Consider the following 13,108-nt stretch of genomic DNA (forward strand, 5'->3'; position numbering starts at 1 on the left):
CGACAGATGCACCGCCGGACGTTCCTCCGAAAGGCGTCGTCAGCGACTGCCGTCGGGTGGGCGGGGGCCGCGTCGACGGTCGGACTGGCCGGCTGTAGCGGGCGCGAACCGCCGTCGATAGCGACCGACGACATCCCGACGCCGCCCGCCGACCGCCGCCCGCCAGCGACGCCCGTCGGCGGCAACGCCACCGAACAGTCGGTCGAGAGCGTCGCGCAGTCGTGGGGGTTCGACGACGTCGTGGACCTCGACGAGGCGGGCGCGGACACCGGCGGCGTGCGTCCCGTGGACGACGTGCTCGCCGACCACGCGACCGACGACACGCTCGTCTACCTGCCGCCGGGCCGGTACCGGCTCACCGAGAGCTTCGCGCTCGCCGACAGCCGCCTCGGCATCGTCGGCCACGACGCGACGATAGTGCCCGCAGAGGGGTTCTCGGACACGCTGTTCGGGCTCGGGTGGCCGGAGCCGATGAGCGACGTGTTCGTCTCCGGGGTGGCCTTCGACTTCACCGCGCCGGACACCGGCGGTCGCCCCATCTACGCGGCGGCCGACGACCGGGTCGTCCTCCGGGACGTGGTGGTCCGCGGCGAGGTGGACGTGCGCCAGGACTTACTCCGAATCGACGTGACCAGCGAGACGGGCACCGGACTCGTGGAGCGGCTGGCGCTCCCGGACGGCGCGCTCCCCGGCACCGGCGTCACCGGCTGCGAGGTCGGCGACGGCAACCGCGGAGACGTGTCGTTCGTGAACTGCCACGTCGAGGGATTCCCGGACAACGGCCTGTACGCCGACCCGCCCGCCGGCTCAGTCGAGGTCCACGGCGGCTACTTCCGCAACAACGGCGTCGCGGGCGTCCGCATCGAGACCAACGAGGACAGCGTCGTCCGGGGCGCGTACGTGCTCTGTGACGAGGCCGAGGGGAGCGGCGAGAACATGCGCGGCATCCGTCTGCGCGCGGGCAACTCCCTGCTCGTCGAGGACTGCGTCGTGGAACTGCTCGAAGTCACGGAGAGCGACGGCGCGGTGACGTTCGCCTCGGAACTGGAGTCCGCGACGGTGCGGAACTGCCGGCTGCGCGTGGACGCCGACGGCGTGAACGCGATTCGCGTGAAGAGCCCGAACCGGAGCGCGCCCGGAGACACCCAGCGCGGCCCGTTCCGCTGCGAGCAGGTCGCCGTCACCGGGTCCGCGTCCGGCGGCGCCGCCATCCAGGCCGCGAACCGGCAGGGGTGTGAGTTCCACCACGTCTGTGTCACGCAGGACGGCGACGACCGGGACGGCGTGCGCGCCGACAACGTCGACGGCGAACTCGTGAACGCGCGCATCGCCGTGACCGGCGACCCGCTGTCGTTCCGAAACTCCACCATTCGCCGCCGGAACGTCAGCGTGAGTAGGCGACCGAACGCCCGCGGGGCGTGTCGCTGACCCCTGTGCGCTCGCCGCGCACGCGCTCGGCCACCTCGCCCATCGTCTCGACGCGAACCGCGCCGTCGTTCCGGCGCTCGGCGACGTACTCGAACACTCGCCGAATTCGGCGCGCGTGGCGGTCGCTCCTGACGTTGTTCGGGTGGAGCCACAGGTGGACCGTCCGGCCGGTGTTCGCCGCGGCGTCGACGCCCCGCCGCGCCGCCCGCACCACGGGGTCGTCGGCCACCGCCTCGACGGCGGCGCGCGCGACGCCCTCGAAGTCGAAGAGGTACAGCGACGCCGGCACGTTCACGAGCCCGTGCTCGTCGAACGCGGGGTCGACGAGCGGCGCGCCCGCGTACCCCGCGCTCCGTGCGACTTTCCGGACCAGGGACGCGACGCCGCCGACCTGCGCCCCCGGTCCGCTCCCCCGGTAGCACGTGTAGCCGGCGTCCGCGAGCGCGTCCCGGTGGCCGACGTAGTTCCGCGGGAAGACGAACGAGTCGAACCCGCGGCCGGCGGCGCGCTCGCTCGCCGCGAGTTCGGCGCGCGCGACCTCGCTCGTCGTCTCCGCGACGCCGAACGGGACGTGAGAGAACGTGTGCGAGCCGAGTTCGTGGTCGGCGCTCGCGTCCTCGATTCGGTCCACGAGGCCGCGGCCGAAGCGAAGTTCGGGGCGGTCGGCCCACTCGCCCGACTCTCTCGCGAACCACCCCTCGGGCGTCGGGTGGTCGGCGTGGCGGCCGTCGCAGTCGTCGAGGAACAGGTGGCCGACCACCGCCCACGTCGCGGGCAGGTCGTACTCGTCGAGCGCGTCGAGCAGGCGAACCCAGCCGGTTCGGGCGTACTCCACGCGCTCGACCGGCGGGTCCGCGAGGTCGTGGTGCCCCCAGCCGAGTTCGGCGTCCACCGACACCACGACGGTTCCGGGTCTGTCGCTTCGCGGCGTCTCGGTCATCTACTGGACGGTCGGCGGCGACCGCGTTAAAACCGCGAGACCGTTCACTCGGCGCGGCGCCGCGTAGCCCTCGTGTAACGCGGTTCTCCGGCCGTCGAGCGGACGCAGGCCGCGGCCACCAGTCGGTCTCGCGTCCTCGCGTGCCGAACCGCCGTCGCGGAGAATCGTACGCAGGAGGTGTCTAACCCCCGAAAATTCGCCTATAACAATGGGTCGGTCGCCGGATAAGCCGACAACCGCCACCAGCGGTGTCGACAATGTCTCACGCCACTCAACGACACGACGCCTCCGAGCGTACCACGCCGGCCGCCGTCGGGCGCGCCGGACGCAACCGCGGCTCTCCGGGGGGACCGACGCGATGACGGACGCCGCGCTCGGTCCGGACGCCGACGTCCACGCCGACGCCGTCCTCGGCGAGGGCGACGGCGAACGCCCGCGAATCGGCGCCGACGCGACGATTCGCCGCGACACCATCGTCTACGCCGACGTGGACATCGGCGACGGCTTCGTCACCGGTCACGGCGCGCTCGTCCGCGAGGACACCACCATCGGCGACGACGCGCTCGTCGGCACGCACGCCGTCGTCGACGGCGCGTGTACGCTCGGGGACGACGTCAGCCTCCAGACCGGCGTCTACCTCCCCCGGAACACGACGGTGGGCGACCGCGTGTTCTTCGGGCCCCACGCCGTCCTGACGAACGACCCGTACCCCCTCCGGGCGGACGCCGACCTCGAGGGACCGACAATCGAGGACGACGTGTCCGTCGGCGCGAACGCCACGATTCTGCCGGGCGTCACCGTCGGCGAGGGCGCGTTCGTCGCGGCGAACGCCGTCGTCACCGAGGACGTGCCCCCGGAGACGCTCGCGGTTGGCGCGCCGGCCGTCCACGAACCGCTCCCCGAGGCGCTCGCCGGAGGGAACGGCCCGTGATTCCCATCGCCGCCCCCGAGGTCGGGGACGCCGAACGCGAGGGCGTCCGCGAGGTGCTGGACTCCGGCCAACTCGCGGACGGCCCGGTCGTCCGCGAGTTCGAGGACGAGTTCGCGGACTTCTGTGGCACCGACCACGCCGTCGCCACGACGAACGGGACGACCGCGCTCCACGCCGCCTTCGAGGCGCTCGGCGTCGGGCCGGGAGACACGGTGGTGACGACGCCGTTCTCGTTCGTCGCGAGCGCGAACGCGATTCGGCACGCGGGCGCCGAACCCGTCTTCGCCGACGTCGACCCGGACACGCTCACGCTCGACCCCGACGCCGTCGCCGACGTGGCGGCGCGCCGCGACGACGTGGTCGCCGTCCTCGCCGTCCACCTCTACGGCGCGCCCGCCGCGATGCGCGACCTGCGGGACGTCGCCGACGACCACGGCCTCGCGCTCGTGGAGGACGCCGCGCAGGCCCACGGCGCGGAGTACCGCGGCGACCGCGTCGGCTCGCTCGGCGACGTCGCCTGCTTCTCGTTTTACCCGACGAAGAACATGACGTCGGGCGAGGGCGGGATGGTCACCACCGACCACGACGCGCTCGCCCAGCGCGTCCGGCGCTTCTGCGACCACGGCCGCACGCAGGGGTACGCCCACGTCCAACTCGGCCACAACTTCCGGATGACGAGTCTCTGTGCCGCCATCGGACGGGCGCAACTGGAGAAACTCCCCGCGTACAACGACGCGCGCCGCGAGCACGCCGCCGCCCTCGACGCCGGCCTCGCCGGGACGAGCGTCGAGACGCCGTCGGTCCCCGCCGACGCCCGCTCGGTCTTCCACCAGTACACCGTCCGGAGCGACCACCGGGACGCGCTCGCCGACCACCTCGCGGAGCGCGGCGTGGACACGGGCGTCTACTACCCGACGCCGATTCACCGCCAGCCGGCGTACGCCGACGTGCACGCCGAACTCCCGGTCGCCGAGCGCGCCGCCGACCGCGTGCTCTCGCTCCCGGTCCACCCCGACCTCTCGGCCCGCGACCTCGACCGCGTCGTCGCCGCCGTCGAGTCCTTCGACGCCGCGCGAGACACCGCGACCGCCCGCCGGGGCGTGATGGACTCGTGACCGACGCTCCGCTCAGCGTGGGCGTAATCGGCGTCGGGAGCATGGGCCGGAACCACGTCCGCGTCTACCGCGAACTCGCGGAGACCGACCTCGTCGGCGTCGCGGACGCCGACCGCGAGGCGGCCGAACGCGTGGCCGGCGAGTACGGCACCGAGGCGTTCGCCACCGGCGACCTGCTCTCGCGGGTCGACGCCGTCTCCGTCGCCGTGCCCACGTCTGCCCACGCGCCGCTGGTCGCGGACGCCATCGACGCGGGCGTCCACGTCCTCGTCGAGAAGCCGTTCGTCGCGGACCCCGAGGAGGGCAGGGCGCTCGCCGACGCCGCGCGCGACGCCGGCGTCACACTCCAGGTCGGGCACGTCGAGCGATTCAATCCGGCAGTCCGGACGCTCGCGTCCATCCTGCCGGGCCTCGACGTCATCGCCGTGACTGCCGAGCGCCTCGGGCCGCCCGTGGACCGCGACCTCGACGCGAGCGTCGTCTCCGATTTGATGATTCACGACATCGACGTGGCGTGCGCGATGCTCGACGCCGACCCGATTTCGGTCTCGGCCTCCGGCACCGCGGACGGCGAGTACGCGACCGCGCACTGCTCGTTCGAGGGCGGCGTCGTCGCCTCACTCACCGCGAGCAGGGTCACCCAACAGAAGGTCCGGCGCTTCGCCGTGACCGCCCGCGAGTGCCGCGTCACGGTGGACTACCTCGACCAGTCCGTCGAGATTCACCGGAGTTCGACGCCCGAGTACGTCGCCACGAACGGCGACCTCAGGCACCGCACCGAGAGCGTCGTGGAGCGCCCGCTCGTGGAGAACGGCGAACCCCTGAAACACGAACTCGCGTCGTTCGCGGACGCCGCGCGGAACGGCACCGACCCCGTCGTCACCGCCGAGGACGGCGTGCGCGCGGTCGAACTCGCGTCCTGCATCGAGGGACTGGTCGCCACCCGCGACACCGCGGAGGTGTGGACGTGACCCGGCGCCTCTACGGGTCGACGGCCGCGACGGACACCCAACGCGAGTGGTTCCGCACCGGCGACGTGCCGGTCGCGGTGTACGGTCTCGGGAAGATGGGGCTGCCGTTGGCCGCCGTCTACGCCGAGAACTGCGGGAACGTCACCGGCGTCGACGTGGACGAGTCCGTGGTCGAGGCCGTGAACGCGGGCGACTGCCCGGTCGACCGCGAACCCGGCCTCCCGGGACTCGTGCGCGAACTCGTCGGACGGGGCGCGCTCCGCGCGACCACCGACTCGACGCGCGCCGCCGAAGACGCCGCCGTCCACGTCGTCATCGTGCCGACCGTCCTCACCGACGAGAAGGAACCCGACCTGTCCGCGGTCACGTCTGTCGCGGCGGACGTGGCCTCGGGGCTCTCGTCGGGCGACCTCGTGGTCGTCGAATCGACGGTTCCGCCCCGTACGTGCGCGGACGTGGTCGAACCGATGCTCGCCGACCGGAGCGGCCTCGAATCGGGCGAGTTCGGCGTGGCGTTCTGCCCCGAGCGCACGTCCAGCGGGCGCGCGCTCGCCGACGTGCGGGGCACCCACCCGAAGGTCGTCGGCGGCGTCGACGACGAGGCCACGCGCGTGGCCGAACTCGTCTACGGCGAACTCGTGGCCAACGACGTGATTCCCGTCTCGGACGCCGCCACCGCGGAGGCCGTCAAGGTGTTCGAGGGGCTCTACCGGGACGCGAACATCGCGCTCGCGAACGACCTCGCGCGCCTCACGGACGAACTCGCTATCGACGTGCGGGAGGCCATCGACGCCGCGAACACCCAGCCCTTCTGTGACATCCACGAGCCGGGCGCGGGCGTCGGCGGCCACTGCATCCCGTACTACCCGTACTTCGTCTTGAACTGGCTGCACGCCGACGCGCCGCTCGTGCGCACCGCCCGCGAGGTCAACGACGCGATGCCGGGGTTCGTCGCCGACCGGGTCGCCGAAGGCCTCGCCGCGCAGCACGCCGACGACGCCGCGATGGCGACGAACGGCGGCGACGCGCTCGCGGACGCCTCGGTCGCCGTCCTCGGGCTCGCGTACCGGGCGGGCGTCGCGGAGACGCGCGCCAGCCCCGGTATCGACGTCTGCGAGCGCCTCGCGGAGCGCAACGCGACCGTCTACGCGGCCGACCCGCTCGTGGACGCCGAGGGCGTGCCGGCGGAGGACGTGGCGATAGCCGACCTGCCCGAGACCGACCTCGACGCCGCGGTGCTCGCCACCGCCCACGAGGAGTTCGAGGATATCGACTGGCCGGCGTTCGACCCGCTGGTCGTCGTGGACGGCCGAGACGCCCTCGACCTCTCGGCCACCGACCACCGCCAGTACACCGTCGGGAGGGGGTGGCAGTGACGGGAGAGTTCACCACGGCGGCGTACTGCGACCTGCTCGACGCCATCGACGCCGGCGGCTACGAGACGCTCACGGTCCGCGAGTACCTCGCGCGCGACGACCTGCCCGAGCGCTTCGTCGTGCTCCGCCACGACGTGGACCGCAAGCCCGAGAACGCCGCGAAGATGGCGGCGCTGGAGGCCGAACGCGGCGTCAGGAGCACGTACTACTACCGGACGAAGACGTTCACCGCGGACAGCGTCGAGCGCGTCTCGTCGCTCGGCCACGAGGTCGGCTACCACTACGAGGACTACGTCCGCGCCCGCGGCGACGTGGCGGCCGCCCACCGCCTGTTCGCGACCCACCTCCGGATGTTCCGGCGGGTCTGTGACGTGGACACCGTCTGCATGCACGGCAACCCCCTCTCGAAGCACGACAACCGCGACATGTGGACGGTCGACGGCGCGCCCGGCTTCGCCGACTACGGCCTGCTCGGGGAGGCCTACCTCTCGATGTCCTTCGAGGACGTGACGTACTTCTCGGACACCGGGCGAACGTGGCGCGACGGCCCGCTCAAGATAAAGGACCACACGATGGGCGAGGGCGAGAAGACCGTCGCCGCGGACGCCACCTCCGAGTTGGCGGCGCTGTTCCGCGACGGCGAACTCGACCGGGCGTGCGTGCTCGCCCACCCCGACCGGTGGGCCGACTCCCTGCCGGAACTGGTGGCGGCGCGCTCGAAGGACCGCGCGGTGAACCTCGTGAAACGAGGGATGCGACTGCTGGACTACGGGGCTGTGTCCTCATGACTACGATAACAATCGGACTGGACGGGGCGAACTGGGACCTGCTCGGGCCGTGGCTCTCGGAGGGCCGCCTCCCGAACCTGCAACGACTAATCGACGACGGCGTCGGCGGCGTCTCCGAGAGTTGCCTGCCGCCGCTGACGGTGCCGAACTGGAAGTGCTACGCGACCGGGAAGAACCCCGGGAAACTGGACGTGTTCCGGTTCGACCGCATCGACACGGCGAACCGCGAGCACGTCTTCCACGACGCGACGGACTTCCGGAGCGCGGAACTCTGGGACTACCTGAACGACGACGGGCTGACCGCGGGCGTCGTGAACAAGCCCTCGACGTACCCGCCCAAGGAGATAGACGGCTTCGTCGTCGCGGGCGGCCCGGACGCCTCTGAGTCGGCGTACCGCTCGCTGGATTCGGGGTTCGCGACGCCCGAGCGCGTGGAGTCGTTCCTGCGCGAGGAACTGGACTACCGCGTCCACCCGAGCCCGATGATTTCGCCCTCGGAGAAGGGCGAGGCGGAAGTCGAGGCCGTCCTCAACCTCGTGGACCTGCGCTTCGAGGCCGCCGAGCGCTTACTGGAGCGCGAGAACCCCGACTTCCTCCACCTCACGGTGTTCTACAGCATGGCGCTCCAGCACTACTTCTGGGACGACGAGCCGGTCCGGCGGGCGTGGGAGCGCATCGACGACCACCTCGGCCGCCTGCTCGACGACGACCACGACGTGCTCGTGATGTCCGACCACGGCACGTGGCACGTGGACACCGTCTTCTACGTGAACGTCTGGCTCGCGCAGCACGGCTACCTCGCCGTCGACGGCGGCGTGGACGAACTGCTCCAGCGCCTCGGCGTCACCCGCGAACGCGCGCTCTCCGTCGCGAAGCGCCTCGGGATGGTCGACACCCTGAGCCGCGTCGTCCCCGAGCGCCTCCAGCGGATGATTCCGTGGGAGGAGGGCGTCAAGCGCGACCGCGTGCTGTCGGTCGTGGACTGGGAGGAGACCACCGCGGTCGCGAGCAATCAGGGCCCGATTTACCTGAACGTCCCGCGCGACGACGCCGCCTACGAGGGCATCCGGGACGAACTCATCGAGGAACTCGAATCGCTCACGCACCCCCAGACCGGCCAGCAACTCCTGAAGGCCGTCCACCGCGGCGAGGAGTACTACGACGGCCCGTACGCCGGGAACGCCCCCGACCTGCTCGTCGACCAAGGCGAGAACGTCCACGTCAGCGACGCCATCGGTCCCGACGACCCCGTGGCCGACTCGGGCGTCTGGGTCGGCGGCAACATGCCCGAGGGAATCTTCCTGTTCTCCGGGCCGAGCTTCCAGTCCGAGGGCCTGACGCGGCGCGCCTCCATCACGGACCTCGCGCCGACGCTCCTGCACGCGATGGGCGCCCGCGTCCCCGACGACCTCGACGGCGAGGTGTTAGACGTGTTCGCCGAGGGCTCGGAGCCGGCGGCCCGCGAGGTGGCGACCCGGAACCCGCTCTCGGAGGACCGACTCGGAGAGGAGAGCGACGACGCGAACGTCGAGGAGCGACTCGCCGACCTCGGGTACCTGGAGTGATGCGCGCGCTCGTCGACGTCACGCACCCGGCCCACGTCCACCTGTTCCGGAACGCCGTCGGCGAACTCCGGAACCGCGGGCACGCCGTCCGCGTCGCGTCCCGCGAGAAGGACGTGACGACCGACCTGCTCGACGCCCACGGGATTCCCCACGCCGTCCTCTCCCGGAAGCGCGCGGGGCCCGCGGGCGTCGCCCGCGAGTGGGCGGGCCGCGAACTCCGACTGCTCCGGTACGCCCGCCGGTTCGACCCGGACGTTGTCCTGAGTCGCCTGAATCCGGCGTCGGCGCACGTCGCCGCCACGCTCGGCGTGCCGAACGTCGTGTTCCACGACACCGAGGTCGCGGGCGCGCTCGACCGCGTGACCCTGCCGTTCGCCGCAGTCGTCGCGACGCCCGCGGAGTTCGACCGCGACCTCCCGGCGCGCCACCTCCGGTACCAGGGCTACCACGAACTCGCGTACCTCCACCCGGCGCGGTTCGCGCCCGACCCACAGCGCCTCCGCGACCACGGCGTCTCGCCCGACGACCGGTACGCAGTCCTGCGCCTCGTCGCGCGCGACGGCCACCACGACGACGCCGACGCCGGGCTCTCCGCCGCCGCCGCGCGCACGCTCGTCGACGACCTGCCGGGCGACGTGTTCGTCTCCGCCGAGGGCGCCCTGCCGCCGGGGCTCGCGGCGCGCGAACCGCCGGTGCCCGTCGACGCGATGCACGACCTGCTCGCGTTCGCGGACGTCTACGTCGGCGACTCCGCGACGATGGCGACGGAAGCCGGCCTGCTCGGCACGCCGTCGGTGCGCTACGACGCCTTCGACGGCGTGCTCGGGAACTTCGAGGCGCTCGCCGACTACGGCCTCGTCGCGTCCACCGGCGACGAACGCGAGGCCGTCGACCGCGCGCGCTCGCTGGCCGACGACCCGGACGCCGGCGACCGGTGGCGGCGCCGGCGCCGACGCCTGCTCGCGGACAAGATAGACCTCACCGCGTACGTCGTCGAACTCGCCGAGGAGGTGGGCGGCGAATGAGCGGCAACGAACCCGGCGTCGCCGACGTGCTCGGGGACGGCGACGGCGAACGCCCGATTCCGGACGGCCACGAGTTCGCGCTGTTGCTCACCCACGACGTCGACCGGCCGTACAAGACCTACCAGTCGCTGTTCTACGCGCTCACCCAACCCGAGAAGCGCCGGTACCACCTCTCGTCGCTGCTGCCCGGCGTGAATCCGTACTGGCAGTTCGAGAACGCGATGGCGGTCGAACGCGACCTCGGCGTGCGGTCGGCCTTTTACTTCCTCGACGAGCAGCCGCTCCGCGAGCGCCCGGTCCGGGACTGGCTGTCGATGGACGGCTGGCGGCTGTACGGCGGCCGGTACTCCCTCTCAGACCCTCGGATTCGGGACCTGATTGCGGCGCTCGACGACGGCGGCTGGGAGGTCGGCCTCCACGGCTCCTACGAGTCCTACCGGGACCGCGACCGCCTGCGCGACGAACAGGCGACCGTCGAGGCTGCGCTCGGGAGCGAAGTCACGGGCGGCCGCCAGCACTACCTCAACCTCGCGCCCGAGACGTGGCGCCACCAGCGCGCGCTCGGGCTACGGTACGACGCCAGCCTCGGCTCCAGCGACGACTACGGATTCGACCACGGCTACGGCGTCCGCCGGCCGTTCGACGACGATTTCGCGGTGTTCCCGCTGACCGCGATGGAACAAGCCCTCCCCGACCCCGGCCGCGACTACGACGCGGCGTGGGCGGCCTGCGAAGACCTGCTCGAAGAAGCGCGGGACAACGACGCCGTGGCGACGGTGCTCTGGCACCCCCGGCACTTCAGCCACCGCGACTTCCCCGGCTACCTCCGGCTCTACCGGGCGCTCGTCGAGCGCGCGCTCGACCTCGGCGCGTGGGTCGGCCCGCCGGGGGAGTTCTACGAGACGGCCGAACTCGGCGAGTGACCGCCAGTTCCCCCGATAAGGGGAGCGTACTCGGCGATACGGCGCGTACGACATCCATTACTTTGCCCGTATCTGTGGTGAGTGTCTGTGTCCGATGGCCCGCTCTCCCGACGCCGACCGCCGCGTACTCGTCCTCGACGGCGACAGTCAAGCGTCCCTGAGCGTCGTCTCGTCGCTCGGCTCGCGGGGCGTCGCCGTCACCGTCGGGAACGACGCTCCGAACTCCGTCGGGAGCCACTCCCGGTACGTCGACAGCGAGTTCGTCTACCCCGACCCCGCCGTGGAGCCCGCGGCGTTCGCCGACGAACTCCGGGCGTTCCTCGACGACACCGACCACTTCGCCGTGCTGCCGACGCGCGACGACACCACGACCGTCGTCTCCCGGCACAAGCGCCGGCTCGCCGCGACGGACACCGTGGTCGCCGTCGAGGACTGGCCGCGGTTCCGGCGCGCCACCGACAAGGAGCGCACCTTCGAGTTGGCGGGCGACCTCGACGTGCCGACGCCGGACACGCGCGCCCCCGAGTCGCTCGCAGACGCGGCGTCGATGGCCGGCGACCTCCCGTACCCGGTGGTCGTGAAGTCCCGCAGCAAGCACGTCGCCGACAGCGACGGCCGCCTCTACACCCACGAGGTCGGAGACAGCGACTACGCGCGGACGCCGCTCGAACTGGTGTCGACGTACCGCCGGCTGCTGGCTGCCGACGCCGGCACTCGGTCCGAGCCGCCGATCGTACAGGAGTACGTCGAGGGGCAGACGACGACCACCGTCGGGGTCGCGGACGCGGGCGAGTTCCTCGCGCACTTCCAGGAGTTGCGGCTGCGTACCACGCCGGCGTCCGGCGGCAGTTCCACGCTCATCACGGGATTCAAGGACGAGACGATGCGCGAGTACGCCGGCGAGGTCGTCGCCGCGCTCGACTGGACCGGCCCCATCCAGGTGGAGTTCATGTGGACGCCCGACGACGAGTTCTACCTCGTGGAGGTGAACGGCCGGTACTGGGGGTCGACGCCGCTCGCGGTCGCCTCGGGCGTCGACATCCCGTGGCTCCACTACTCGCTTCTGACCGGCGAGCGCCCGGAGATTCCGGAGACGTACCGCGACGACGTGGTCCAACAACGCCTGCTGTACGGCGACCTGAAGTGGCTCGGCGAGCAGTTGGAGGACGGCAACGTCGCCGCAGTCGGGCCGTTCCTCCGCGCGCTCTGGACCGACGACCAGGTGTTCGTGCGGCCCGACGACCCGATGACGACGGTCGCCGCGCTCCGGCAGGCCGCCGAACTCGGCGCCGGCGCGGTCAGGGACGCCGTCACAGGGCGCTTCTGATTACTCGTCGAGGTACTCGGCGGCGACCCGTTCGGAGAGCGCGCCCCGGTACTCGTCGGCGAGCGCGGCGGCCTCGCCGTCGTCGAGGTAGGACTTGAACTGGCGGACGCGCGCCGGCGTCCCCGCCGAAACCGAGTGCGGCGGCAGGTCGCGGGTGACGACGCTGTTCGCGCCCACGACCGAGTTCTCGCCGACGCTGGTCCCCTCGGCGACGAACGTGAACGCGCCCACCCAGCAGTCCGCCCCGATTTCCGCGTCGCCCTCGCGCACGTCCAGTCCCTGATTCGTGTTCGGCGCGCGGCTCATGTCCTGGTCGGCGACGCGGTTCTGCGTGTAGAGGAACACGAAGTGACTCACCGCCGTGTTCTCGCCGACGCGGACGGTCTGTCCGTCCTTCGCCTGCAGCCGAGAGTGGCGGCCGATGTACGACCCCTCGCACAGTTCCACGTCGCCGTCGCCGTACACCGTGATGCCGGGGCCGTTGAACTCGAAGTCCGGGTGGACGTCGTAGCGCTCGCGGTACCGCCGGTACCGACGCCGGTCGCGGGCCGCCTGCACGTACTGCGCGAGCGCGCCCGTCGCGTCGTTGAACAGCACGCGGTCGGCGACGGGGCTCGACGCGAGGCGGCGTTCAAGGTCGCGCAACATTACCCCGGCAGTCGGCGGGCCGACGCTTCGTTACGAACCGGCTCACGACGGTAGGAGGCCGATAACAATTG

General features: G+C 71.9%; 12 protein-coding genes. 10 read left to right on the plus strand and 2 right to left on the minus strand.

Annotated features, from left to right (window positions below; genetic code table 11):
• Positions 1–6: 6 nt before the first annotated feature.
• The gene (locus LT972_RS06535; RefSeq protein WP_232572392.1) at positions 7–1,428 is read left to right on the plus strand and encodes a right-handed parallel beta-helix repeat-containing protein; all 1,422 of its coding nucleotides are present in this window, start codon (positions 7–9) and stop codon (positions 1,426–1,428) included.
• Here LT972_RS06535 and LT972_RS06540 read toward each other — a convergent pair.
• Complete coding sequence (locus tag LT972_RS06540) at positions 1,385–2,368, minus strand: polysaccharide deacetylase family protein (RefSeq protein WP_232572393.1); 984 nt, start codon at positions 2,366–2,368, stop codon at positions 1,385–1,387. The genes LT972_RS06535 and LT972_RS06540 overlap by 44 nt on opposite strands.
• 358 nt (positions 2,369–2,726) lie before the next feature.
• Between LT972_RS06540 and LT972_RS06545 the strand changes: the two genes are divergently transcribed.
• From LT972_RS06545 to LT972_RS06585, 9 genes are all read left to right on the plus strand, one after another.
• The gene (locus tag LT972_RS06545) at positions 2,727–3,299 is read left to right on the plus strand and encodes an acyltransferase (protein WP_232572394.1); all 573 of its coding nucleotides are present in this window, start codon (positions 2,727–2,729) and stop codon (positions 3,297–3,299) included.
• Positions 3,296–4,414 (plus strand): DegT/DnrJ/EryC1/StrS family aminotransferase, encoded by a 1,119-nt coding sequence (locus LT972_RS06550; protein ID WP_232572395.1) that lies wholly within the window; start codon positions 3,296–3,298, stop codon positions 4,412–4,414. Before LT972_RS06545 ends, LT972_RS06550 begins: the two co-directional genes overlap by 4 nt.
• A complete protein-coding gene (locus LT972_RS06555; protein ID WP_232572396.1) occupies positions 4,411–5,385 on the plus strand; it encodes a Gfo/Idh/MocA family protein in 975 nt (324 codons plus the stop codon). Before LT972_RS06550 ends, LT972_RS06555 begins: the two co-directional genes overlap by 4 nt.
• Complete coding sequence (locus tag LT972_RS06560; RefSeq protein ID WP_390226264.1) at positions 5,382–6,761, plus strand: nucleotide sugar dehydrogenase; 1,380 nt, start codon at positions 5,382–5,384, stop codon at positions 6,759–6,761. The genes LT972_RS06555 and LT972_RS06560 overlap by 4 nt, the downstream gene beginning before the upstream one ends.
• Positions 6,758–7,549, plus strand: coding sequence for a hypothetical protein (locus tag LT972_RS06565; protein ID WP_232572398.1), 792 nt, complete (start codon positions 6,758–6,760; stop codon positions 7,547–7,549). The genes LT972_RS06560 and LT972_RS06565 overlap by 4 nt, the downstream gene beginning before the upstream one ends.
• On the plus strand, positions 7,546–9,114 hold the full coding sequence (locus tag LT972_RS06570; RefSeq protein WP_232572399.1) for an alkaline phosphatase family protein: 1,569 nt from the start codon (positions 7,546–7,548) through the stop codon (positions 9,112–9,114). Before LT972_RS06565 ends, LT972_RS06570 begins: the two co-directional genes overlap by 4 nt.
• Positions 9,114–10,139: a DUF354 domain-containing protein gene (locus tag LT972_RS06575; RefSeq protein ID WP_232572400.1), complete on the plus strand. Its 1,026-nt coding sequence runs from the start codon at positions 9,114–9,116 to the stop codon at positions 10,137–10,139. The genes LT972_RS06570 and LT972_RS06575 overlap by 1 nt, the downstream gene beginning before the upstream one ends.
• Complete coding sequence (locus tag LT972_RS06580; RefSeq protein WP_232572401.1) at positions 10,136–11,062, plus strand: polysaccharide deacetylase family protein; 927 nt, start codon at positions 10,136–10,138, stop codon at positions 11,060–11,062. The genes LT972_RS06575 and LT972_RS06580 overlap by 4 nt, the downstream gene beginning before the upstream one ends.
• Positions 11,063–11,156: 94 nt before the next feature.
• The gene (locus LT972_RS06585; RefSeq protein WP_232572402.1) at positions 11,157–12,389 is read left to right on the plus strand and encodes a carboxylate--amine ligase; all 1,233 of its coding nucleotides are present in this window, start codon (positions 11,157–11,159) and stop codon (positions 12,387–12,389) included.
• On the opposite strand, the gene LT972_RS06590 is transcribed toward LT972_RS06585, so the two are convergent.
• Entirely contained in the window at positions 12,390–13,037 is a 648-nt protein-coding gene (locus LT972_RS06590) for an acyltransferase (protein ID WP_232572403.1), read from the minus strand.
• Positions 13,038–13,108: the final 71 nt, after the last annotated feature.

Source organism: Halobacterium litoreum (genome assembly GCF_021233415.1).
Classification (GTDB): Archaea; Halobacteriota; Halobacteria; order Halobacteriales; family Halobacteriaceae; genus Halobacterium; species Halobacterium litoreum.

Excerpts from the sequence above, each read along its gene's own strand:
- LT972_RS06575 (WP_232572400.1), top strand. The coding sequence starts at position 9,114 with ATGCGCGCGCTCGTCGACGTCACGCACCCGGCCCACGTCCACCTGTTC.
- LT972_RS06545 (WP_232572394.1), top strand. The coding sequence starts at position 2,727 with ATGACGGACGCCGCGCTCGGTCCGGACGCCGACGTCCACGCCGACGCC.
- LT972_RS06570 (WP_232572399.1), top strand. The coding sequence starts at position 7,546 with ATGACTACGATAACAATCGGACTGGACGGGGCGAACTGGGACCTGCTC.
- LT972_RS06590 (WP_232572403.1), bottom strand. The coding sequence starts at position 13,037 with ATGTTGCGCGACCTTGAACGCCGCCTCGCGTCGAGCCCCGTCGCCGAC.
- LT972_RS06585 (WP_232572402.1), top strand. The coding sequence starts at position 11,157 with ATGGCCCGCTCTCCCGACGCCGACCGCCGCGTACTCGTCCTCGACGGC.
- LT972_RS06540 (WP_232572393.1), bottom strand. The coding sequence starts at position 2,368 with ATGACCGAGACGCCGCGAAGCGACAGACCCGGAACCGTCGTGGTGTCG.
- LT972_RS06580 (WP_232572401.1), top strand. The coding sequence starts at position 10,136 with ATGAGCGGCAACGAACCCGGCGTCGCCGACGTGCTCGGGGACGGCGAC.
- LT972_RS06535 (WP_232572392.1), top strand. The coding sequence starts at position 7 with ATGCACCGCCGGACGTTCCTCCGAAAGGCGTCGTCAGCGACTGCCGTC.